Consider the following 21,822-nt stretch of genomic DNA (forward strand, 5'->3'; position numbering starts at 1 on the left):
AGGGGGAGACCGGCACGTCAGCCGGTCACGGCTCCGGCGGTGAGCCCGGCGACGAGCCGGCGCTGGAGGAGCAGGAAGACGACGAGGATCGGGAGGGTCACGAGCACGGTCGCGGCCATGAGGACGCCCCAGTTGTTCATGCCGTCGACGCTCTGCAGGAGCGTGAGTCCCACGGGGAGCGTCATCTTCTCGGCGTCGTCGGTCACGAGGAACGGCCACAGGTAGTCGTTCCACTCGGCGACGACGGACACGAGCGCCACGGCCGCGATCGTGGGGTAGGACAGCGGCACGACGAACCGCCACAGCTTGCGCCAGTGGCCCGCACCGTCGAGCTCGGCGGCCTCGAGGATCGAGATCGGCAGCGACAGGAAGTGCTGGCGGAACAGGAAGGTCCCGAACGCGCTCGCCAGGCCCGGCACGAGGATGCCCTGGTAGGTGTTGAGCCACCCGAGCTGTGCGACGAACGTGTAGTTGGGGATGATCGTGATCTGCTGCGGGATGAGCAGCGTGAACAGGACCAGGACGAACAGCGCGCGCTTGAACGGGAAGTCCAGGAACACGAGCGCGTACGCGCAGCACAGGCCCAGCAGCAGCTTGAGCGTCGAGCCGACGACCGTCAGGCCCACGCTGTTGAGGAAGAGCTGCCCGACGGGGATGCTCTGCGTCGTCTGGACGTAGTTCGCGAGGTCGAGGTCCTGTGGGAGCCACTGGAGCGGGATCGAGTACAGCTCGTCAGGGCGCTTGAAGCTCGCGAGCACCATCCACACGAGCGGCAGCGCCATGACGACGGTCGCGACCAGCAGGGTCGCGTACGAGCCCAGGTGCAGAGGCCGACGACGGCGCGCGCGCTCCGGCGCCCGGGCGCCGCTCGGGCGGTGGCTCGCACCGCCGGGGGCCGGTGGTGCGTCCACGGGTGACCCGGGGTGCTGAGCGCTGGGCGCGCCCGAGGTCGTGCGAGGTGCGGTGGTGGGGACGTCCCGGACCGGGTTCTGGACGCTCATGCGTAGTGCACCTTCTTCTCGACGAAGCGCAGCTGGACGACCGTGACGACCAGCAGCAGGAGGAAGAGGATCGTCGCGACGGCCGACGCGTAGCCGGCGCGGCCGGTCACGAAGCCCTCCTCGTAGATCTGGTACATGAGGGTCGTGGTCGAGCCCAGGGGGCCGCCCTTGGTCATGGCCTGGATGATGTCGAACGACTGGAGCGAGCTCAGGAGCGTCGTGACCGTGAGGAAGAAGGTCGTGGGCGCGAGCAGCGGCAGGACGATCGAGCGGAACGTGCGGGCCGAGGACGCTCCGTCGAGGGCGGCGGCCTGCTTGAGCTCCTGCGGGACGGCCTGGAGGCCGGCCAGGAAGATCAGGGCGACGTACCCGACGTTCTTCCACAGGTAGACGACGATGATCATGACGAGCGCCCAGGGTGAGGTCGTGTACCAGTCGGGGGACTCGAGCCCGATCGCGCGCAGGCCCGCCGAGAGCAGGCCGTAGCGGGGGTCGAAGATGAACAGCCACAGCATGCCGACCGCGACGCCCGACAGGACGTAGGGAGCGAACGCGACGGTCCGCGCGAGCCCGCGACCCTTGAGGCGCCGGTTCAGCAGCAGGGCCAGGCCGAGTCCCAGGACCAGCGAGCCGCCCACGGTCGCGACCGTGAAGACGCCCGTCGTGACCATGACGTCGGCCGTCGTCGGGTCCTGGAACCACTCGACGTAGTTGCCGAGTCCGACCGAGCGGGCCGTGGGGGAGCCCATGTTCCACTGCAGGGTCGAGTAGTAGAAGCTCTGCAGCAGCGGGCGGTAGACGAACACGAGCAGCAGGACCACGTTGGGCCCCGCGAGCAGCAGGAACGCGAGCCAGGTGCGCAGGGCGCGCGGGGTGGGGCGCGTGAAGCGGGACCGGGCCGTCGGGGCCCGCCCGGGGATCGTCCGAGGGCGTGCGGGTGGCGCGGGGCGCACGGGGGCTGACACGGAGGTCATGGGGTGGGGCTCCAGTCACGAGCGGGTGGACGCCGTCACCCTAGGAGGGCGAAGTGTCCGAGAAGTGGCCTCAGCGGCTCCGTTCCCCGAACGTTCCCGAGGCGTTCATCGGGGCCTCGGCGCGAGGTCATCGGGGATGCCGGGAGGTCATCTGCGGGGCGCACGTGCGGCGTGCGAAGCCGAAGCCGCAGGCGACCGCACCTCGCCCCCGAGGCCAGGTCGGCGCGTCGATGACGGCCTAGCATGGGCGGTCCGGCCAGCACTCCTGCCGGGCCCGACGACGAGGTGAGCGATGACGCACGAACGACAGGACCTGCGGAACATCAACGTGGGGCGCGGCACCGGCTTCACGGTGGCCCTGTTCGTCCGCGACCGTCTGGCGCTGCCCGTGGCTGACGACGTCCCGGCGCTGGTCCCCCGCCTCGCCGTCGAGGCCCTGCCGGGCGACGAGGCCGCGGCGCTCGCGGACGGGTGGCGCGCGTGGTGGGACCGATTGACCGAGGTGCCCACCGGGCGCGACGTCAGGCCCGCGTCGGAGAGGCTGGCGACGGTGGTCGACGCCCTCGTGGACGAGGCCCGGTCGTGGGCCGAGCAGATGGTGCGACCGAACTTCTTCTTCTCGGAGGCCGATCTTCCCCCTGGCTACGTCCCGGAGCCGATCGGCGACCCGGACGTCCCGGTGGTCTACGACGTCGAGCTCGTTCCCGTGGGCGGCGCGTGGCACCGGGACCTCGGCCCGCACCGGATGCTCGTGAGCGTCGAGACGTGGGAGGACCCGGCGGCGATGGACACGCTCCTGAGACCGCGGATCGAGCGGCTGCAGAGCCGGGTCAGCGCTGCACCGCAGAGGGCCAATCAGGTGTGGCACATGACGGTCGACGGTCAGGCCTTCACGGTCGTCGACAGGCCCCACGACCCGGGGGTGTACGACTTCTCCTGGACGAACGGTCCGATCGATGGCTACGGGTTCACGATCGCGACGTCGACCCGGCAGCCCTTGGGCGAGGACGTGCTGCGCAAGGAGATCCGAGGCTTCGTCGAGGGCTACGAGCCCTGACAGTCCAGGGGCTTCCCCGCCGCCTCCACCGTGCACCTTGACCTCAACCGTGGTTGAGGACGTACCGTCGAAGCGTGCGGCTGCCGACCCCGGCGTGGACCGCACCTCCCCTCCTCGACCGGAAGGCGTTCTTTCCTGTGAGCAGCTCTCGTCCGTTGCGTGTCGCCATTGTTGGCGCTGGTCCTGCTGGTATCTATGCGGCGGACATTCTGTCGAAGACGGGCGTCGAGGTGAGTATCGACTTGTTCGAGCGTCTTCCGGCGCCGTTCGGGTTGGTGCGGTACGGGGTGGCGCCGGATCATCCGCGGATCAAGGCGATCATCGTGGCGTTGCACAAGGTGTTGGCCCGGGGTGATGTGCGCCTGCTCGCCAATGTGGAGTACGGGGTGGATCTGAAGCTGGATGATCTGCGGCAGTTCTATGACGCGGTGATCTTCTCGACGGGTTCGATCCGGGATGCGGCGTTGGCGATCGAGGGGATCGATCTGCCGGGGTCGTTCGGTGCGGCGGATTTCGTGTCGTGGTACGACGGGCATCCGGATGTGGCGCGCACGTGGCCGTTGGAGGCCGAGCAGGTCGCGGTGCTGGGGGCGGGGAACGTGGCGCTGGACGTGGCGCGGGTGCTGGCCAAGCATGCGGACGACTTGTTGCCCACGGAGATCCCGGAGAACGTGTACCAGGGGTTGAAGGAGTCGCCGGTGACGGACGTGCACGTGTTCGCGCGTCGTGGTCCGGCGCAGGCGAAGTTCTCCCCGTTGGAGCTGCGTGAGCTGGGGCACGTGCCGGATGTGGACGTGATCGTGTATCCGGAGGACTTCGAGTTCGACGAGGGGTCGATGGCCGCGATCAATTCCTCGAACCAGACCAAGCAGGTCGTCAAGACGTTGACGGACTGGACGCTCAAGGACCCGTCGCAGTTCACGGCTTCGCGGCGGTTGCACCTGCATTTCTTGCATGCGCCGGTCGCGGTGCTGGGCGAGGGCAGGGTCGAGGGGTTGCGTACCGAGCGGACCCGGTTGAACGGGGACGGGACGGTCAGCGGGACGGGGGAGTTCTTCGAGTGGCCGGTGCAGGCGGTGTATCGGGCGGTGGGGTACTTCGGGTCGCCGTTGCCCGAGATCCCGTTCGACGACCTCAAGGGTGTGATTCCCAACCGTGAGGGTCGGGTCATCGACATCGATGGTGCGCAGATCCCGGGGGTGTATGCCACGGGGTGGATCAAGCGTGGCCCGGTCGGGCTGATCGGGCACACCAAGTCCGACGCGTCCGAGACCGTCCGCCACCTCGTCGAGGACCTCGCCGACTCCCGCACGGCCGCCCACCCCGAGCCGGAGAGCGTCGTCGAGTTCCTGACCGAGCGCGGCGTCGACCTCGTCCAGTGGGCCGACTGGGAGGTCCTGGACGCCCACGAGCGCACCCTCGGGGAGCCGCACGGGCGCGAGCGTATCAAGGTCGTGCCCCGCGAGGACATGATCCGCATCGCCCGCCGCCAGACCGAGGAAGCCACCAGCACCGTGGCGGCCACCAGCACCGAGGCGGCCGGCGACTCTCAGGCCTGACGTCCGGCCAGGGCGAGCAGCCTCGTGAGGTCGGGTGCGTCGTCGGGCACGGGGAGCGGGCCCGCGAACAGACGGCTCGCCGCGAACATGCCCTTGCGACGCTGGGCGTAGCCCAGGACGAACGACACGAGCTGCGGGCCGAGGTCCGCGTCGAGGCCGATGCCCTGCGCGAGGTCCCACGCGTGGACCGTGAGGTCGAACGTCATCTGGTGCGCGTACTCGGTCGCCGGGGCGTCGCCGTACGACAGGTGCACCGCACGGTCCAGGGCGCCGGGGGCCAGGAACGCCTCGCGCGACTGGGTCGACGCGTCGATCCACGCGTCGACCGGGTCGTCCCCCAGGACGTCGCCGTCGAAGACCGTGCCGACGTCGGCGACCGTCCGGCCCGCGAGCAGCTCGGGAGCCCAGAGCTGCTCGGAGACCAGGTGGTTGACGAGGTCGTGGACGCTCCACTCGTCGTCGGGCGTGGGCAGGTCCCACTGGTCGTCCTGGACCCGCCGGACCAGGTGGTCGAACGCCCCGATGGCGTCGCCGTGCGCCGCCAGGAGGTGCTCGTGCGACGAGACCGCGGTGCTCACGGGTTGCTCAGGATCGCGAGGACGTTGCGCGCCGGGTCCTTGAACCAGGCGATCGCCGGTCCCTCGGGACCGCGGGCGATGCCCTTGGCATCTTGGTCGAACCCGACGTAGCGCTCGAACTCGACGCCCTTCGCGATGAGCTCGTCGACCGCGGCCTCGACGTCGTCGACCCCGAAGTTGAGCACCGTGAACGATGCCGCGACGTGGTTCTTCTTGGGGTAGACGAACACGTGCCCGCCCGACCCGAGGCGCAGGTCGAGGCCCATGGGGGTCTGGTCGACCTCGACGCCCACGACGTCGGCGTAGAACGCCCGCGCGGCGTCCAGGTCGTTCACCGAGAAGCTGCTGAATGCGTTCGTCGTCGAGACCATCGGGTGCTCCTTGTCCACGGCAGATCCACAGGGGGTGGCGTCGTCGGCGCCACTTCCACGATGGCACGGAACGCCGACGGTGACGAGGGGAGGCGTCCCGCTTGCGATGGACCCCGTCGGCGAGCGAAGGTACGCGGGTGCCTTCAGCCCCGCTCGTCCGTCATGTCCTCTTCCCGGGGCGCCACCACCTCGTGACCCGCTTCCAGGTCGACTACCTGCGGGCGCTGCGCGCCGGGCTGGTGAGCGACCTCGACGGCGTCCCCGTCCGCTGCTCCCCGGACGCGGTGGTCGTGTGGGCCGTGACGTCCGCGAACCACGCGGGCACGCGCCGCAACCCGGTCCCGGGGCACCGGCGCGAGGCGCTCATCGAGCACGTGACGGCGGTCGAGCACCTGCCGAGCCTCGTGGTCCCGGTGCCGGACGTGGCGCCGCACCCGCGGTTCGCGCACCTCGTGGCGACCACGGTCGAGACGGCGACCGGTCACGCCGTGACGCTCGACCCGCACGACACGGTCGTGGCCTGCTCGACCCCGGAGGTCATCGCGGCCTACCAGGAGCTCGGGTACCGCGTCGTGGGTGTCGAGCTCGACGCGACCGACGCCCAGGGCGACGGCCCGGCCCGCCCGTGGGACGCCGTCGGGCGCCTGGCTGCGGGCGACCCGACGTGGACCGACGTCGCGCACCCCGTCGTGCCGGGCTTCTTCCGGCGCTACGGGCTCGAGGCGCAGATCGCCCAGGTCTTCGCCGACCCCGTCGTCTCGGGCGACGGCGACCTGACCGCGACGCGCGACTACCGGACGTACGCCGCGGCGTTCGAGGACGCCTCGCGCCGCAAGTGGGAGCAGGTGCGCCCGTACGTGCTCCCCGGGCGGATCGTCGACATCGGGTGCGCGACGGGCGGCCTGCTCGAGCTCGTCGCGGCCGAGCCGCGCCTGCACGAGTCGGACCTGTTCGGGGTCGACGTCGCACGCCACCTCGTGGCCGAGGCCGAGCACAAGAAGACGCAGGGCGTGTTCGCGAACCCCAACGTGTGGTTCGTGCAGGCCAACATCCTGCGCGGTGAGGTCATGCCCGAGCGCAGCGTCGACACGACCGTCACGATCGCGCTCACGCACGAGATCTCCTCGTACGGCGAGGGCGTCCCCGACGTCGGACGGTTCGCCCAGCGCACGTTCGTCCACACCCGCCCGGGTGGGGTGTGGATCAACAGCGACGTGTGCGGTCCGGCGGACGGCGACCGCGTGGTGCACCTGACCCTCCGGGACGACGACGGCGCGCGCCCGGGCGTCGTGACGGACCTCGACGCGTGGGCGCGGCCCGACGTCGCCGCGCACGTCCGCGGGCTGTCGACGGCCTCGCGCATGCGCCAGTTCGCGCACGACTTCCCGCGCCTGTCCGGTGCGTCGTTCGCGGTCGAGGAGGTCGCGCCCGCGACGTTCCGGCTCACGCTGCGCGACGCCATGGAGTTCCTCACGACCAAGGACTACGCCGACAACTGGCTGTCCGAGTGCCACGAGCGGTTCTGCGACCTGGACGGCGACGCGTGGGCCGACCTGCTGGCGGGGGCCGGCTTCGAGCTGGGGCCCGAGAGCGGTGCGTGGCGCAACGAGTGGCTCGTCGAGCACTCGTTCGCGCCCGTGGCGACGCTGACGGACGCCGCGACGGGCGAGACGGTCGAGTGGCCCGACACGCACGTGCTGACGGTCGCGCGCCGGCCCGTGCTGGACGCGGCCCGTGGCCGGGGGTAGCGGCGGGGGCGCGACCCTGCCCACGCGCTGGACCGCCACGCTCGACCGTGCCGCGCCGCTGCCCGAGTACCCGCGCCCGCAGCTCGCCCGCGACAGCTACCTGAACCTCAACGGGGTCTGGGAGTACGCCGTCACGGCGCAGTGTCCCGGTCCGGTGGGCTCGCTGGGCGGCACCGCGCCCGAGGTGTTCGACGGCGAGATCGTCGTGCCGTTCTCACCCGAGTCGCCGCTGTCCGGGGTGGGGCGCCAGGTCCAGCCCGACGAGGCGCTCTGGTACCGCCGCGACCTGTCGCTCCCGGACGGGTTCGTGCCCGGCGGCGGCCGCGTCCTGCTGCACTTCGGCGCGGTCGACCAGTCGTGCCGCGTCCTGGTCGACGGCGTCGAGGTGGGGCGGCACACCGGCGGCTACCTGCCGTTCGCGTGCGACGTCACGGACGCCCTCGCCGGTGCGCCCGGCGAGGCGCACGAGCTCCTCGTAGAGGTCACCGACGTCAGCGACACCAGCTTCCACGCGCGCGGCAAGCAGAACCTCGCGCGGGGCGGCATCTGGTACACGGCGCAGTCGGGCATCTGGCAGACGGTGTGGGTCGAGGCCGTGCCCGCCCTGCACGTCGCCCGGCTCACGCTCGTGCCCGACCTCCCGGGCAGCCGCCTCGACGTGACCGTCCACGCGGGCGAGGGGTCCGCGGGGGCGAGCGGCGCCGTCGGGCAGGACGCGCCCGTGGCGTGCATCCAGGTGCACGACGGCGCCACGCTCGTCGCGCAGGTCGACGCGCCCGTGGGCGTGGTCGCCCGCGTCCCCGTGCCCGACCCGCACCTGTGGACGCCCGAGGACCCGCACCTGTACGACGTGACCGTGACCCTCGGCGACGACGAGGTGCACAGCTACGCGGGGCTCCGGTCGTTCGGCGTCGGACCCGACGCGCAGGGGGTGCCGCGCCTGCTGCTCAACGGCGAGCCGTACTTCCACGCCGGGGTCCTGGACCAGGGGTACTGGTCCGACGGGCTGCTCACCGCGCCGTCGGACGAGGCCATGGTCCACGACATCGCGACCATGAAGGACCTCGGGTTCACGATGCTGCGCAAGCACATCAAGATCGAGCCCCTGCGCTGGTACCACCACTGCGACCGGCTCGGGATGCTCGTGTGGCAGGACATGGTCAACGGGGGCGGCCCGTACCGTCCCGCGGTCGTCAAGGCGCCCGTGCTCCTGCCGCTGCGCCTGAGCGACCGGTTCCACGCCCTGTTCGGCCGGGGCGACGCCGAGGGGCGCGAGGAGTTCCTCCGCGAGGTCGACGCGACGGTCGAGCACCTGCGCGACGTCGTGAGCCTCGCGGTCTGGGTGCCGTTCAACGAGGCCTGGGGTCAGTTCGACGCGGTCAAGGTCGCGGCCCGCGTCAAGGCTCTCGACCCCACGCGGTCGGTGGACCACGCGAGCGGCTGGCACGACCAGGGCGCAGGGAACCTGCGGAGCCTGCACGTGTACTTCAAGCCGTTCCGCGTGCCGTCGCGGCGTGACCGGCGGGCGCTCGTGCTCTCCGAGTACGGCGGCTACAGCCTGCGGGTCGAGGGGCACGTCGCCGGGGAGAAGGACTTCGGGTACGCGACGTACGCCGACCCAGGCGCGCTCGGCGCCGCGTTCGAGGCGCTGCACCGCGAGCAGGTCGTGCCCGCGATCGCCCGCGGACTGTCCGCGACCGTCTACACCCAGCTCTCCGACGTCGAGGACGAGACCAACGGGCTGCTGACGTACGACCGGGAGGTCGCGAAGCTCCCTGCCGACCTGGTGCGGGCGGTCAACGCCGAGCTGCGGCTGGGCTGAGCCCGGTCAGCCCGCCGCGTCCGGGAGCGGCTGCGGGCACTCGCCACCGGGCGAGGTCGCCAGCTCGAAGTGCCACATCTCGTTGGCGAACGTCTGGCACAGGCCGTAGCGCGCACCCTTGCGGATCGTCCAGTCGGCGCCGTCGGTCGGACCGATGTCGACGGCCTGGCCGGAGACGTGCTCCGACGTCTCGGGCGTCTTGACGAACCTGCGGGCCTCGTCGAGCGAGCCGTAGCGGTCGACCGCCCGGTCGAGCAGGCTCTGCTGGTAGCCGGTGCTGCGCCACCCGGAGGTGACCCAGAAGTCGACGCCTGCGGCCCGGGCGTCCTGCGCGGCGGCCTGGAGCGCGGCGCGCAGGTCGTCGTCGAGGCCCGAGATCGCGGGGTGGGTCTCGTCGAACGGGTCGATCGTGTCGTCCTCCTGGCGCGGGTCGTCCTGCGCGGGGAGGTCCGACGTGCCGCCAGCAGCCACCTCCGAGGTCGACGCCTCGTCGCCGAACGTCTCCGTGACCACGGTCCGCAGGCCGCGGTCGGCGCTCGGCAGGAACGCCCATGCGAGGGCGACCAGGATCGCGGCGGCCGCGACGAGTGCGACGGTCCGTCGTCTTCTCGCGCGCCTGCGCGGGCCCCCTGCGGGAGCGACCGGGGGCGGTACGGGGGAGAAGGTCGTCGGTGGGTTGCGTGTTTCCATGCGGTCCACTGAACCCAGGAGGATGTTGTGCGGACGTCTCACTTTTTGCAGACGTTTTCGACACCTCCTCGTTCCTAGACTGGCGGGGCAGGCCCGCCGTCGGAGGGGCCGGGCCGACGAGCGGGTGGAGGATCGATGCGGGTGCTGGTCGTCGAGGACGAGCCGTTCCTGGCCGAGGCCGTGCAGACCGGGCTGCGGCGCGAGGCCGTCGCGGCCGACGTCGCGCTCGACGGAGAGCAGGCGCTCGAGAACCTGAGCCACACCGCGTACGACGTCGTGGTGCTCGACCGCGACCTGCCCGGGGTCCACGGCGACGAGGTGTGCCGGTCGATCGTGGCCCGAGGCCTGCCGACCCGGGTCCTCATGCTCACCGCGGCGGGCACGCTCGACGACAAGACCCGTGGCTTCGGGATCGGCGCCGACGACTACCTGACCAAGCCGTTCCTGCTGCCCGAGCTGATCCTGCGCGTGCGGGCCCTGGGACGCCGCCCGGCCCCGCTCCCACCCGTGCTGGAGGCTGCCGGGGTGCGGCTGGACCCGTTCCGCCGGGAGGTGTACCGCGACGGTGAGCACGTGCGCCTGAGCCGCAAGCAGTTCGCGGTGCTGGAGGTCCTGCTGGCGGCCGACGGTGGCGTGGTGAGCACCGAGGACCTGCTCGAACGCGCGTGGGACGCGAACGCCGACCCCTTCACCAACGCCGTCAGGGTGACCGTCTCGACGCTCCGCAAGCGCCTGGGCGACCCCTGGGTCGTGCACACCGTGCCGGGCGTGGGCTACCGCGTCGGGGCGCCGAGCGTCGAGACGCAGTGAGGATCCTGCGCCAGACCGCCCGGCTCCGCCTGACCCTGAGCTACGTGGCGTTCCTGCTCGCCGCCGGGCTCGCGATGTCCGTCATCGTGTACGCCGTCATGCGCTTCGTGCCGAACTACCCGCTTACGGCGGCGAACCCGTCGGACGCCCACCTGTTCATCGCGTCGCGGGGGCAGATCCTCGACGCGTTGATCCAGGCCTGCACCGTGGCGATGGGCGTGCTCGCCGTTGTCGGGACGGCGGGTGGATGGCTCGTCGCCGGGAGGGTGCTGCGCCCCCTCGCGGACCTCAACACCGCGGCGCAGGTCGCGGCGTCGGGCGACCTGTCGCACCGCATCTCGGCCCGCGACACGAGGCGGGGGCGGGACGAGTTCACCGACCTGGCCGACACGTTCGACACGATGCTCGAACGCCTCGAGCGGTCGTTCGCGGCCCAGCAGCGGTTCGCGGCCAACGCGTCGCACGAGCTGCGGACGCCGCTCGCGGTCACCCAGACCATGCTCGACGTCGCGCGAGCCGACCCCGACGCCGTCGACCTCCCGCGCCTGCTCGAACGCCTCGACGTGACCAACAGGAGGGCGAGCGACCTCGTCGCGGCCCTCCTGCAGCTCGCGGCCCTCGACCGGGCACCGGTCGCCCGTGCGCCGGTCGATCTCGACGTCGTGGTCGAGGACGCGGTCGACGACGTCGCGCGCGAGGCCACCGACCGCGGGGTCCGGATCGCGGTCGAGAGCACGCCCGCGATCGTGCCGGGCGACGAGATCCTCCTGGCCCGGGTCGTCGACAACCTCCTGCGCAACGCGATCCGGCACAACCTGCCGCACGGCGGCTGGGTCACGATCCGTCTCGAGGACACCGCGCCCGTCGTCCTGACCGTCGAGAACAGCGGTCGCCCGCTCACCGAGGACGGCCTGCGCATCGCGCTCGAACCGTTCGCCCGGCAGGTGGACCGGCTCGCGCACGCGCGGACCGCCCAGCACGACGCGCGGCCCGACCGCAGCAGCAACGGCCTGGGGCTCGCGATCGTGGCCAAGATCGTCGAGGCGCACCGCGGCAGGCTGCTGGTCGTGGCCCGGCCCGGCGGGGGAGCGGTCGTGCGCGTCGAGCTCCTGCGCGGGGCGGCCCCGGCCGGGACGCGTCGGCCGAAGGGGCCGGACGCCGAGCCCACCTGACGGCACGGCGTTCCCCGATCGTCGGGGCGAGGGCCGGGGAGCGGTGCTGCGCCGTCGGACGTGCCTTCGTACGCTGGGGACATGCTGCTCACCCGGCAGACGCTCAGCGGGCTCGAGGACGGCACGGTGTCCCTCGCGTACCGCCGCTGGCTCGCGCCGCGCGTGCGGGCAGGCAGCCGGATGAGGACGCGGATCGGGGTCGTGGAGGTCACGTCGATCGACCGGGTCCCGGAGGTGGACGGGGTCCCCGACCTGCCCGACGACGACGCGCGCGCCGCCGGGTTCCGCTCGGCCGACGCGGCGCTCGCCTGGGTCGCCGCCAAGGGCGAGGGAGACCTGTACCGGATCGGGCTGCGGCGCGTGGGGGAGGACCCGCGCGTCGCGCTGCGGCAGGACGCCGACCTGTCCGCCGAGGAGGTCGAGGCGCTCCGCGCACGGCTCGCCCGCATGGACCGGGCGGCGCCCGCGCCGTGGACACGGGACTACCTCGACCTGATCGTCGCCCGGCCCGAGGTCGTGGCACGCGAGCTCGCGACCTCGATCGGCGTCGAGCGCGACTACTTCAAGATCCGGGTCCGGCGGCTCAAGGAGCTCGGCCTCACCGAGAGCCTGGCCGTGGGCTACCGCATCTCGCCGCGCGGTCGGGCGTACCTCGACGCGACGTAGCGCTCGCGCCCCTCAGCCCAGCGGCGCGATGTCCACGCCCGGCAGTCCGTCGATGCTCGTCGCGTTCTTCTTCTGCCAGTACGCGTCGAAGTACTCGGGCTCTCGCCGGTCGTGCGCGCGGTCCAGGACGTCACGGTCCGCCACGAAGTCCATGAGCGGCACCGAGAACCCGCACGAGTCCGAGACCCGGTCCACCTCGACCACGACGATGCCGCGCTGACCCGACTCGCGCTCCTTGGCGAACAGCGGACGCAGCGCGTCGAACTCGGGGGTGCGGGCGAGGACGTACCGGCCCCGGCCGTGGAAGCGCACGATGTTCGGCGGCCCCTCGAACGCGCAGAACATGACCACGATGCGCCCGTTCTCCTGCAGGTGTGCCGCGACCTCCGCCCCCGAGCCCGTGTAGTCGAGGTAGGCGACCCGGTGCGGGTCGAGCACGACGAACGTGCCTCCCATGCCCTTGGGGGAGACGTTGACGTGCCCGTCCCCCGCGAGGGGGGCCGTGCCCACGAAGAACACGGGCTGGGACAGCACGAAGCGGGAGAGCCGGGGAGTGATCTCGTCGTGGACGGTCGCCATGGGCGGCAGTCTGGCACCGGGAGCGCGCCGCGCCGAGGCGCGGTCCGTATGTGAGACGAGCGGCGCCGTCGGGCCTGCTGAGAACGGCGCGGCTACCAGCGCTGCCGTGCCTCCTCGGCCCAGCCGACCATGCCGTCCAGGTCCACCCACGCGCCCTCGTCCGTGCGGGCGCGGCCCGACCACGTGCCGAAGCACTGGTGCGTCTCGCTGCCCACGACGAGCAGCTCGGTGCGCGCGACCCGCTCGTGGAAGGGCGTGAACAGCGCCTCGACCCCGTCCCCCGAGACGCGCCACGGCGCGAGCCAGTCCGTGCGGTCGTACGTCCAGTCCAGCTCCGTACCGATCTTGTGGATCCGCCCGTCCACCAGGAGCGCGTTCTCGGTCGAGCCCGTGCCGTCCGTCCATCCGCCGCCGAGCTGGATGCCGCGGCCGTGCCCGCTGCCCGCGGCCCAGTTCCACGTCATGGCGTAGGGCCACCGGCCGCGCCCGTGGTCCAGCACCGCGAACGAGTCGTCGGCGCTGACCTCGTGCCGGGTGCCGCGCACCGTGAGCGAGCCGTGGACAGGGCGGGCCACGTCCTTGACCGTGTACTGGAACAGCCGGTCGCCCCACGGGACGACGACCCCCAGCGACTCGTGCCCCGGCGGGAGCGGGACGGTCAGGTCGAGGCTCACGTCGCGCGAGGCCGCCCGGATGCGGGTGGCCTCGGGGGCCTGGTCGATCACGATCGCGAGCCTCTTCGCGCGCGCCTCGACGCGACCGGATCCGCTGCGCTCGGGCATGACCACGCCCCGGGCCAGGGGCACGACGACGTCGGTCACCGTCTCCTCGCCCGTCGTCCGGTCCAGGACGTACAGGCCGTGGACTCCCGCGTAGTCGATCGAGGACGCGACGATCCCGACCACGTGGGTCGGCGTGACCACGCCCCAGTACTCCCAGCGCTTGGTCCGCCCCCAGCCGCGCAGGTTCGCACGGTGCAGCGCGGTGCGCGTCCACCCGACCGCGTCCGGGTTCAGCCGGCCGTCCGGCAGGCACAGGTCGACCGGGGACGTGATCTCGCGCTCGTGCGTCGTCATGCGAGGAGGCTACTGGTCGGTAGGCACCGGGTGTGCCGCACGAACCCACGGACGACACGTCGACGTCCTGCGCCCGCAACACGGACGAAACGACAGTGCTTCACGATCGACCTGACGGCCCCGGCAGCGGGGCGGCGACGACCGGAGGAGAGCCCATGAGCACGCAACGCCCCTACTTCCTCGCCCCGAGCACCCCGCACCGGCGCTCCCGGTCGACACGGGCGGCAGGCGCCCCCGGCATGCCTCGCGTCGTGGAGTCCGCCGACCGGGCGGGCAAGCCCGTGCGCCGCGCCAACCCGGGGGACGAACGCACGATCGACCCCGCGGACCGCAAGCGCCGGGCGCTCGCAGCCCTCGGTGACCTCACGCGGGGGCATGCTGGGCTCGGCGGCTGAGACCCGCTCGGCCGCGTCGGCGCCGACGCCGGCGGCTCGGCCGGGGTGTCAACGGAGACACCTCCCCCCGTGCCCGACGGCGCCGCGACCGTCCGGGCGCTCAGCCCGGCTTGCGTGCGTCGACCAGGAAGCGCGTCGTCGTCGCGACGAAGGGCCCCTCGGCCTCGATCTGCTCGTGCAGCGCGGCGAGCTGCGGGCGGTACTCCTCGACCGTGAACCCGGGGACCATCCACACGACCTTGCGCAAGAAGTAGACGACCGCGCCGATGTCGAAGAACTCGGTACGCAGCTCCTCGAACCGCAGGTCGACGACCTCGAGCCCGGCAGCCTCGGCCGCGGCGCGGTCGGCGTCGGGGTGGCGGCCGTTGCGGACCTCCTCGGGCTGCGGGCCCAGGAAGTGCTCGACGAGCTCGAAGACGCTGTACGGGCCCACGTGCTGCGCGAAGTACGTGCCGCCGGGGGCGAGGACGCGTGCGATCTCCGACCACCACGGCTTCACCGGGTGGCGGCTGACCACGAGGTCGAAGGCCTCGTCCGCGAACGGCAGGGGTGGCTCGTCCGCATCGGCGACGACCGCGACGCCGAGCGGGTGCAGGAGCCGCGTGGCCTTGGTGACGTTCGGGGGCCAGCCCTCGGTCGCCACGGTCAGCCGCGGGAGCCGGGGGACCGAGGCGAGGACCTCGCCGCCGCCCGTCTGGAGGTCGAGGGCTGCGCTCGCCGTAGCCATCCGTTCGCCCATCGAACGGGCGTAGCCCCAGGAGGGCCGCTGCTCGGTCGCACGACCGTCGAGCCAGGAGAAGTCCCAGCCGTCGACGGAGACGGTGGCCGCTTCGGAGACGAGGTCGTCGAAGGATCGCTTCATGCGTCCGATCCTGACAGGTGGGGGCAGGGCGTGGTCAGCTGATTCTGAGGTCAGCCGACGATGAGGGCGATCGTGGTGATCACCGCTCCCCAGAAGGCGATGCCTGCGCCGAGGGCGATGCCCATGCCGTGACCGCCGGTGCTAGGACGCCCGCGCTGCTCACCGGCACGCACGGCCCACGCGGCGCGGGCGGCGAGGAGCACGCCGAGCACCACGAGAACCAGCCCTACCGTAACCCATACCATTGTCCCACTCTGCATGTAGGAGGCCGCTGCCCGCAATTCGAAGAACCTCCTGGTACGTGGTGTTTTCTGCCACACAGGGGGCGGGCCGTCGTTCAAACCCTAGGTGTCGATCCTGGGAATGCTGGCGGCGCTCACTGAGTGGGACGACACCACGTCTATGCATGGGACGTGCAGGTCAGTCGTCACACGCGCACGGCGCCTGTCCGGGACCAGCCCGCGCGCCCCTCGCGCCTCGGGCCTAGCGTGGGAGATGCCGCTCGACGGGGAGCGGCCCCGCGTCGTCCGAGGAGCCTCCATGTCCGATCCTGTCGTCGAGAGCGTCGCGGCGTCGTTCCGTACCGCCCAGGAGACCCTGCCGTTCGACGACACGCGCGACGTCGAGGCGGCGGCGCGTGGCCTGCTGGCCGAGTCCTCCCGGCCGCAGGTGCTCGACGACGCCGGTCGGGTCGTCTGGGACACCACCGGGTACGGGTTCCTCGACGGGCCGGCCCCGGGCACGGTCCATCCCAGCCTGTGGCGGCAGAGCGGGCTCGTCGCGAAGGCAGGGCTCTTCGAGGTCGTGCCGGGGATCTACCAGGTCCGAGGCTTCGACCTGTCGAACATCACCTTCGTCGAGGGGGACCGCGGTGTCATCGTGATCGACCCGCTCATCTCGACCGAGACGGCAGCGGCCGCCCTCGCCCTCTACCGCGGCGAACGGGGCGAGCGCCCCGTGACCGCGGTGATCTACTCGCACTCGCACGTCGACCACTTCGGCGGCGTCAAGGGCGTCACCACGCAGGAGGACGTCGACGCGGGGACCGTGCCGGTCATCGCGCCGTCGGGCTTCGTCGAGCACGCCGTGTCCGAGAACGTCTACGCGGGCACCGCCATGGCACGGCGCGCCGGGTACATGTACGGGGCGGCGCTCGCCAAGGGTCCGAGCGGCCAGGTGGGGGCCGGTCTGGGGCAGACGACGAGCACGGGCACGGTCTCGCTCATCCTCCCCTCGCTCTACGTCACCGAGACGGGGCAGCGCGAGGTGGTCGACGGCGTCACGATCGACTTCCAGCTCACGCCCGGCACCGAGGCCCCCAGCGAGATGAACTTCTTCTTCCCCGAGCGCTCGGCCCTGTGCATGGCGGAGAACGCGACCCACACGCTCCACAACACGCTCACGCTGCGAGGAGCGCTCGTGCGCGACCCGCACGTGTGGGCCGAGTACCTCACCGAGGCGATCCGCCTGTTCGGGCACCGCTCCGACGTCGTGTTCGCCTCGCACCACTGGCCCACGTGGGGTCGGGACGAGCTCGTCGGCTTCCTCTCGACCCAGAGGGACCTCTACGCCTACCTGCACGACCAGACGCTTCGCCTGCTCAACCAGGGCCTCGTGGGCAAGGAGATCGCCGAGCAGATCGTCCTTCCGCCCGCTCTCGAGCGCGCGTGGAACGCCCGCGGTTACTACGGCAGCGTGAGCCACAACGTCAAGGCGGTCTACCAGCGGTACATGGGGTGGTTCGACGGCAACCCCGCGCACCTCTGGGAGCACCCGCCCGTCGAGGAGGCGCGGCGCTACGTCGAGTTCATGGGTGGCGCGGACGCGACGGTCGCGAAGGCGCGCGAGTCGTTCGAGGCCGGCGACCTGCGCTGGGTCGTCACCGTCCTCAACCACGTCCTGTTCGCAGACCCGGCGCACACCGAGGCGCGCGAGCTCCAGGTGCAGGCCTACACACAGCTCGGGTACGGCAGCGAGAACGGCACCTGGCGCAACTTCTTCCTCTCCGGGGCCGTCGAGCTCCGGGACGGGAACTTCGGGACGCCCACCGCGTCGGCCGCGCCCGACATCCTGGCGGCGCTCTCCGTCGAGCAGGCGCTCGACTCGATCGCGATCCGGATCGACGGGCCGCGCGCGTGGGACGCGACGGTGCTCCTGGACTGGGTGGTCGACGGTGAGCGGCACCGCGTGCGCCTCGCGAACGGTGTGCTCACGCACCAGGTCCCGGGCGCGGAGGACGCGACGGCCCCCGAGGCGACGTTCACGGCCGCCAAGCCGGGCTTCCTCCAGGCCGTCGTCGCGCCACAGACGTTGGGTGACCTGACGGCTGCGGGGACCGTCGAGGTCGACGGTGACGCGGGGGCATGGGGTCGGCTCCTCGGATTCCTCGACACCGTCGACCCCTCGTTCGAGATCGTGCTGCCCTAGGCGACGGCAGGAGAGCCGGGCTGCCTGCCCGGTTGAGCGGTGAGCGGGGAGCGGGGAGCGGGTGAGATCGGCAGGAGTGCGTCCGATCGCCCGCCATCCGAACGCGGTTCGTCAACCCGCGCCGGTTGGGGGTAATGTCTTCCTCGGTGGCGCGAAGTACCCCCTGCATCGCGCCACCACCTAACGTTCACGAAGCCCCCGTCCGGCCCCGGCCGACGGGGGCTTCGTCGTTCCCCGACCCGCACGACCGCGAGCCGGCCCACGCGCGGGCGCTCCGCCGTCGGGGCGCTGTCCTCGCTGGTGAGGCAACGGATCCGGGCTAGTATCACCGAGGAGTCTGGAAGTAGGCCCGCTCCTTTCCCATGCCCTGGGGGCCTACTTGACCACTTCGTACAACCCGTCTCGCCGGTTCGACCCCGAGCTCGCCGAGGCCCTGCTGCGCGGCGCACCGCAGATCGTCGGCCAGTTCATCCTCGACCTGTCCGACCAGAGCTGGTGGTGGTCCGACGAGCTGTACGCCATGCACGGCTTCCGGCCCGGCGAGATCATGCCCACGACCGCGCTCATGCTCGCGCACAAGCACCCCGAGGACCGCGAACGGGTCGAGGACGTCCTGCTCGCCGCCGTCACCACCGGTGACCCCTTCAGCTCGGTCCACCGCATCGTCGACGCGCTGGGACGCACCCGGACGCTCGGCGTGGTGGGGCGCGGGCGCCTCGACCGCCGCACGGGCGAGACGACGCACGTCTCGGGCTACTTCATCGACCTCACGACGACACAGCGCGAGCTCGCCCAGCGCGAGGCCACGGCCGCGATCCGGGCGTCCTCCGCGAGCCGCTCGACGATCGAGCAGGCCAAGGGTGCCGTCATGGCGATCTACGGGCTGCCCGCCGACGAGGCGTTCGACCTCATGTGCCACCACTCGAGCGTGAACAACGAACCGCTGCGCGACCTGTCCCGGCGGCTCGTCGCCGAGCTCACCGTCGGCGGGGACGAGGGCGCGATGCGGCGGGCCGACCTCGACCGGTTCTTCGAGGGGAAGCGGCCCGTGCGGTGAGATCAGGACGGTGGGCCCCGTGGGACTCGAACCCACAACCTACGGATTAAAAGTCCGCAGCTCTGCCATTGAGCTAGAGGCCCGGGCACCGTGCGCGCGCCTCGTCCGAGGCGGCACCAAGGCCCGCGCAGAGTCTACGCGCCGAGCCCCTGCCCACGGCGACCCGACCACGGGTGGTGGGCGGCGTCGTCGGGCCGGGGAAGCCCCGGCGGAGCCTCAGCGCGGGACGCGCGCGAGGACGTCGAAGACGTGCCAGTGCTTGGGGCCGCTGAACGACTCGCCGTCCTCGTCCTCCTCGCGGACCTCGACGACGTCGAGCCCGTCGAACAGGGCCTCGGCCTCGGGGCGCGTCAGGAAGGTCCCGTCGATCGTCCCCGCGAACGAGTCGTGCACGTCGAACAGGTTCATCGCCAGCCACGCGCCAGGGCGCAGCGCGCGGCGGATCTCGGTCCAGACGCGTGGGAAGTCGTCGGGCGACGCGTACGGCAGCGAGTACCCGGCATAGAGGAGGTCGGCGGGTGGCAGCACCAGGTCGGCGAACGGCACGACGGCGACGCTCAGCGCGTCTCCCCCCTCGCCGCCCGCGGTGGCCCGCACGAGCGACGGGGTGGCCGGTTCGCCGTCGACCGCGTGGACACGCCACCCCGCAGCCAGCAGCGCGGCGGACTCGACGCCCGCGCCGCACCCCAGGTCGACCGCCTGCCTGCCCGCTCCCGGGCCTGCGAGCGCCAGCACCTCGCGGCACAGAGCCCGGACGCCGCGGCCCGGCTGGGCGGCGTTGTAGACGGCCCAGTGGTCCGGTGAGTGAAGCGCGGTCATGGGCGCCATGCTCCCACCGGCGCCTGCCGGCCGGGGTTGAGTGCGGAGTAGTTGTCGTGAAACGGCACGATGCACGACAACTACTCCGCACTCAACGGCGTTCCAGCGGCGGCCGGTGGCGGGCCCAGCGGCGGCGGCCGCGGGGGGCCCGCGCCTCCCGCGGGCGCGGACCCTAACCCGATCCGCGAGGGCTTGTCGCGCCCGATCCCATTTTTTGAGAGACACGCCGTGAATCAGTCCCTGGCCTTGCGATCGGGCCCGATCCTTGTTTGGTTGGAGGCAACCGAAAGGCGCACGCCGAGGGTTCGTCGCAAGACTGCCCGTGCGTCCCCAGGCAACCGAGAGGAGCTTCCATGCTCACCCTGACCGACAACGCCCGCGATGCAGTCCAGGACCTCACCACGCGGGCCGGAGTGCCCGACGGTGGCGGACTCCGGATCGCCGAGTCGGCGCCGCAGTCCGGCGACTTCGAGCTGGCCCTCGTCCCGAGCCCGCAGCCCGACGACACGGTCGTCGAGAGCGGCGACGCACGAGTCTTCGTCGAGCCGACCACCTCGATCGCGCTCGCGAACCTCACGCTGGACACGGACCCTCGTGCGACCGAGGGCCCCGGGTTCGTCCTCACGCCGCAGGCCTGACCGGCCCGGCACCACCTGCGGGGCCTGACAGCCCGCACCACGTCTCGACCGGTTGCGCGGCCCGCCCGTCCCGGGAGCCGACCCCCCTCCTCCTCGGAAGGTTCCCGGCCCGGCCAGGGCTACGCACCCGATCACCACGACGGGCCGTCCGCGAACAGCGGGCGGCCCGTCGTCGTGCGCTCTGACGACGTCGACGGCGAAGGTCGCTCAGCCGTGCCGCGCGACCCCCAGCGCCCACGCCACGAGCGGCACCTGGACCGGCAGGCGTCCCCACGCCACCACGGGCCTGCGGGCCCACGACCGGGCGCCGGGGTGCGAGTCGAGCGCCATCTTCACGTTCCCGGGGAAGACGCCCACCAGCAGCGCGGCGCTCGCGAGGCCCCCGGCGCGACGCGTGGCCGGGACGAGCAGCGCCGTCGCGCACGCCAGCTCGGCCACGCCGCTCCACGTGACCCACGGGCGCGGGTCCCCGAGAGCGTCGGGGATCAGGGGCTCAAAGACCTGCGGACGCACCAGGTGCACGACGCCGGACGAGCCGAGCAGTGCCGCGAGCGAGACGGCGGAGGACGCGGGGGAGAGAGCCATGTCCCGATGCTAGGCAGGGTGGGTGAGGCTCGCCCTGGGGCCGTCACCCGCTGCGGTGGGCCGGCAGGCTCACGGGGCCGCCGGCGACACGATCCAGTACCCGCCCAGCACAGCGGCTCCGACGGTCACGAGCAGGAACACCCCGACCCACACGAGCCCGGGGATGCCGGTGAGCCGCGCGAGCATGTCGGCGTCGGACTGGCGGGCCTTGCCGCGGCTGCGGGAGATCTGCAGCTCCAGGACGGGCCGGATCGCGCCCAGCAGCAGGAACCACGTCACGGCGTACGCGACGGCGCTCTGCACGGGCGGCGTCGCGGCCCACGACACGACGACGAGCGCCACGCCGCTCACCAGCACGGACCACAGGCCGAACCAGTTGCGGATCTGCAGCAGCATCAGGGTCAGCAGCAGCACGAGGAGCCACAGGAGCCCGACGGCGTAGCCCGCCCGCAGCAGCGCGGCCGCCCCGAGCCCCACGAGGCCCGGGCCGACGTAGCCCATGAAGGCCGTGAGGACCATGCCGAAGCCGCGCGGCTTGCCGTAGGAGACCGTCAGGCCCGATGTGTCGGAGTGCAGGCGGATACCCGTCAACCGCCTTCCGGTGAGCAGGGCCGCGATGGCGTGCGCACCCTCGTGCGCGATCGTCACGACGTGCCGGGCGACCCGCCACACGGGCGTGAACACCACGACGATCAGCGCGACGAGCGACATCGACAGCACGACCGCGGAGGCCGGTGCGGGCACGGGGGTCGTGGCCGCCGACCAGATCTGACCGATGACGTCGCCCACGGAGCTCATGAAGTCCACGGGCGACATTCCACCACGCCCGCATGGGCGGGACGTGCGAGGTCCGGGCGAGCTCCTGGGCGAGCCGCCGGGGAGGTGAGGGATCGGTGAGGGATGTGGAGACGTCGATCACCATCGACGCACGTGCGC

The 21,822-nt window shown here is 72.1% G+C and carries 23 protein-coding genes and 1 tRNA gene; 11 read left to right on the plus strand and 13 right to left on the minus strand.

Annotated features, from left to right (window positions below; genetic code table 11):
• Positions 1–17: 17 nt before the first annotated feature.
• Both JOD48_RS03430 and JOD48_RS03435 read right to left on the minus strand, forming a co-directional pair.
• Positions 18–1,001 (minus strand): carbohydrate ABC transporter permease, encoded by a 984-nt coding sequence (locus tag JOD48_RS03430; protein WP_204807374.1) that lies wholly within the window; start codon positions 999–1,001, stop codon positions 18–20.
• The gene (locus JOD48_RS03435) at positions 998–1,975 is read right to left on the minus strand and encodes a carbohydrate ABC transporter permease (protein WP_191791901.1); all 978 of its coding nucleotides are present in this window, start codon (positions 1,973–1,975) and stop codon (positions 998–1,000) included. The genes JOD48_RS03430 and JOD48_RS03435 overlap by 4 nt, the downstream gene beginning before the upstream one ends.
• A gap of 292 nt (positions 1,976–2,267) precedes the next feature.
• On the opposite strand from JOD48_RS03435, the gene JOD48_RS03440 reads away from it, so the two are divergent.
• The gene (locus JOD48_RS03440) at positions 2,268–3,032 is read left to right on the plus strand and encodes a hypothetical protein (RefSeq protein ID WP_204807376.1); all 765 of its coding nucleotides are present in this window, start codon (positions 2,268–2,270) and stop codon (positions 3,030–3,032) included.
• A gap of 137 nt (positions 3,033–3,169) precedes the next feature.
• Complete coding sequence (locus tag JOD48_RS03445) at positions 3,170–4,591, plus strand: FAD-dependent oxidoreductase (RefSeq protein ID WP_204810306.1); 1,422 nt, start codon at positions 3,170–3,172, stop codon at positions 4,589–4,591.
• Here the strand turns inward: JOD48_RS03445 and JOD48_RS03450 are convergent.
• Together JOD48_RS03450 and JOD48_RS03455 are read right to left on the minus strand one after the other, a co-directional pair.
• Positions 4,582–5,169 carry a TIGR03086 family metal-binding protein gene (locus JOD48_RS03450; RefSeq protein ID WP_191792106.1) on the minus strand — a complete coding sequence of 196 codons (588 nt, stop codon included), beginning with the start codon at positions 5,167–5,169 and terminating at the stop codon, positions 4,582–4,584. The genes JOD48_RS03445 and JOD48_RS03450 overlap by 10 nt on opposite strands.
• The gene (locus JOD48_RS03455; RefSeq protein WP_191792107.1) at positions 5,166–5,540 is read right to left on the minus strand and encodes a VOC family protein; all 375 of its coding nucleotides are present in this window, start codon (positions 5,538–5,540) and stop codon (positions 5,166–5,168) included. The genes JOD48_RS03450 and JOD48_RS03455 overlap by 4 nt, the downstream gene beginning before the upstream one ends.
• 137 nt (positions 5,541–5,677) lie before the next feature.
• Between JOD48_RS03455 and JOD48_RS03460 the strand changes: the two genes are divergently transcribed.
• Together JOD48_RS03460 and JOD48_RS03465 are read left to right on the plus strand one after the other, a co-directional pair.
• Positions 5,678–7,288 (plus strand): methyltransferase domain-containing protein, encoded by a 1,611-nt coding sequence (locus JOD48_RS03460; RefSeq protein ID WP_204807378.1) that lies wholly within the window; start codon positions 5,678–5,680, stop codon positions 7,286–7,288.
• On the plus strand, positions 7,275–9,110 hold the full coding sequence (locus JOD48_RS03465) for a glycoside hydrolase family 2 protein (RefSeq protein WP_204807380.1): 1,836 nt from the start codon (positions 7,275–7,277) through the stop codon (positions 9,108–9,110). The genes JOD48_RS03460 and JOD48_RS03465 overlap by 14 nt, the downstream gene beginning before the upstream one ends.
• Positions 9,111–9,116: 6 nt before the next feature.
• On the opposite strand, the gene JOD48_RS03470 is transcribed toward JOD48_RS03465, so the two are convergent.
• Entirely contained in the window at positions 9,117–9,800 is a 684-nt protein-coding gene (locus tag JOD48_RS03470; RefSeq protein ID WP_204807382.1) for a M15 family metallopeptidase, read from the minus strand.
• A 135-nt stretch (positions 9,801–9,935) separates the two neighbouring features.
• Between JOD48_RS03470 and JOD48_RS03475 the strand changes: the two genes are divergently transcribed.
• The 3 genes from JOD48_RS03475 (at position 9,936) to JOD48_RS03485 (ending at position 12,448) form a co-directional block, all read left to right on the plus strand.
• Positions 9,936–10,610 (plus strand): response regulator transcription factor, encoded by a 675-nt coding sequence (locus JOD48_RS03475; protein ID WP_204807384.1) that lies wholly within the window; start codon positions 9,936–9,938, stop codon positions 10,608–10,610.
• Positions 10,607–11,782: a sensor histidine kinase gene (locus tag JOD48_RS03480; protein WP_204807386.1), complete on the plus strand. Its 1,176-nt coding sequence runs from the start codon at positions 10,607–10,609 to the stop codon at positions 11,780–11,782. Before JOD48_RS03475 ends, JOD48_RS03480 begins: the two co-directional genes overlap by 4 nt.
• A gap of 81 nt (positions 11,783–11,863) precedes the next feature.
• Entirely contained in the window at positions 11,864–12,448 is a 585-nt protein-coding gene (locus JOD48_RS03485; RefSeq protein ID WP_204807388.1) for a hypothetical protein, read from the plus strand.
• Between the two features lie 12 nt (positions 12,449–12,460).
• Here the strand turns inward: JOD48_RS03485 and JOD48_RS03490 are convergent, their stop codons facing one another.
• Both JOD48_RS03490 and JOD48_RS03495 read right to left on the minus strand, forming a co-directional pair.
• Positions 12,461–13,027 carry a pyridoxamine 5'-phosphate oxidase family protein gene (locus tag JOD48_RS03490; protein ID WP_204807391.1) on the minus strand — a complete coding sequence of 189 codons (567 nt, stop codon included), beginning with the start codon at positions 13,025–13,027 and terminating at the stop codon, positions 12,461–12,463.
• A gap of 92 nt (positions 13,028–13,119) precedes the next feature.
• Positions 13,120–14,103 (minus strand): DUF2804 domain-containing protein, encoded by a 984-nt coding sequence (locus tag JOD48_RS03495; RefSeq protein WP_204807393.1) that lies wholly within the window; start codon positions 14,101–14,103, stop codon positions 13,120–13,122.
• Between the two features lie 155 nt (positions 14,104–14,258).
• On the opposite strand from JOD48_RS03495, the gene JOD48_RS03500 reads away from it, so the two are divergent.
• Complete coding sequence (locus JOD48_RS03500) at positions 14,259–14,498, plus strand: hypothetical protein (protein WP_191792115.1); 240 nt, start codon at positions 14,259–14,261, stop codon at positions 14,496–14,498.
• Positions 14,499–14,598: 100 nt separating this feature from the next.
• Here the strand turns inward: JOD48_RS03500 and JOD48_RS03505 are convergent, their stop codons facing one another.
• Together JOD48_RS03505 and JOD48_RS03510 are read right to left on the minus strand one after the other, a co-directional pair.
• The gene (locus JOD48_RS03505; RefSeq protein WP_204807395.1) at positions 14,599–15,360 is read right to left on the minus strand and encodes a class I SAM-dependent methyltransferase; all 762 of its coding nucleotides are present in this window, start codon (positions 15,358–15,360) and stop codon (positions 14,599–14,601) included.
• 50 nt (positions 15,361–15,410) lie between these two features.
• On the minus strand, positions 15,411–15,575 hold the full coding sequence (locus JOD48_RS03510; RefSeq protein WP_204807397.1) for a hypothetical protein: 165 nt from the start codon (positions 15,573–15,575) through the stop codon (positions 15,411–15,413).
• A 325-nt stretch (positions 15,576–15,900) separates the two neighbouring features.
• On the opposite strand from JOD48_RS03510, the gene JOD48_RS03515 reads away from it, so the two are divergent.
• The gene (locus tag JOD48_RS03515; protein ID WP_204807400.1) at positions 15,901–17,787 is read left to right on the plus strand and encodes an alkyl/aryl-sulfatase; all 1,887 of its coding nucleotides are present in this window, start codon (positions 15,901–15,903) and stop codon (positions 17,785–17,787) included.
• 379 nt (positions 17,788–18,166) lie between these two features.
• A complete protein-coding gene (locus JOD48_RS03520; RefSeq protein ID WP_204807402.1) occupies positions 18,167–18,844 on the plus strand; it encodes a PAS and ANTAR domain-containing protein in 678 nt (225 codons plus the stop codon).
• A gap of 11 nt (positions 18,845–18,855) precedes the next feature.
• On the opposite strand, the gene JOD48_RS03525 is transcribed toward JOD48_RS03520, so the two are convergent.
• Positions 18,856–18,927, minus strand: a tRNA-Lys gene (locus JOD48_RS03525).
• Positions 18,928–19,060: 133 nt separating this feature from the next.
• Complete coding sequence (locus JOD48_RS03530) at positions 19,061–19,663, minus strand: class I SAM-dependent methyltransferase (protein WP_204807404.1); 603 nt, start codon at positions 19,661–19,663, stop codon at positions 19,061–19,063.
• 353 nt (positions 19,664–20,016) lie between these two features.
• Here JOD48_RS03530 and JOD48_RS03535 point away from each other — a divergent pair, with 353 nt between their 5' ends.
• Positions 20,017–20,301, plus strand: a complete 285-nt coding sequence (locus tag JOD48_RS03535; RefSeq protein WP_191792120.1) for an iron-sulfur cluster biosynthesis family protein — start codon at positions 20,017–20,019, stop codon at positions 20,299–20,301.
• Positions 20,302–20,508: 207 nt separating this feature from the next.
• On the opposite strand, the gene JOD48_RS03540 is transcribed toward JOD48_RS03535, so the two are convergent.
• Together JOD48_RS03540 and JOD48_RS03545 are read right to left on the minus strand one after the other, a co-directional pair.
• Positions 20,509–20,886, minus strand: a complete 378-nt coding sequence (locus JOD48_RS03540; protein ID WP_204807406.1) for a DoxX family protein — start codon at positions 20,884–20,886, stop codon at positions 20,509–20,511.
• Positions 20,887–20,955: 69 nt separating this feature from the next.
• Positions 20,956–21,702, minus strand: coding sequence for a M50 family metallopeptidase (locus JOD48_RS03545; RefSeq protein WP_204807408.1), 747 nt, complete (start codon positions 21,700–21,702; stop codon positions 20,956–20,958).
• Between the last annotated feature and the right edge of the window lie 120 nt (positions 21,703–21,822).

Source organism: Oerskovia paurometabola (assembly GCF_016907365.1).
Classification (GTDB): domain Bacteria; phylum Actinomycetota; class Actinomycetes; order Actinomycetales; family Cellulomonadaceae; genus Oerskovia; species Oerskovia paurometabola.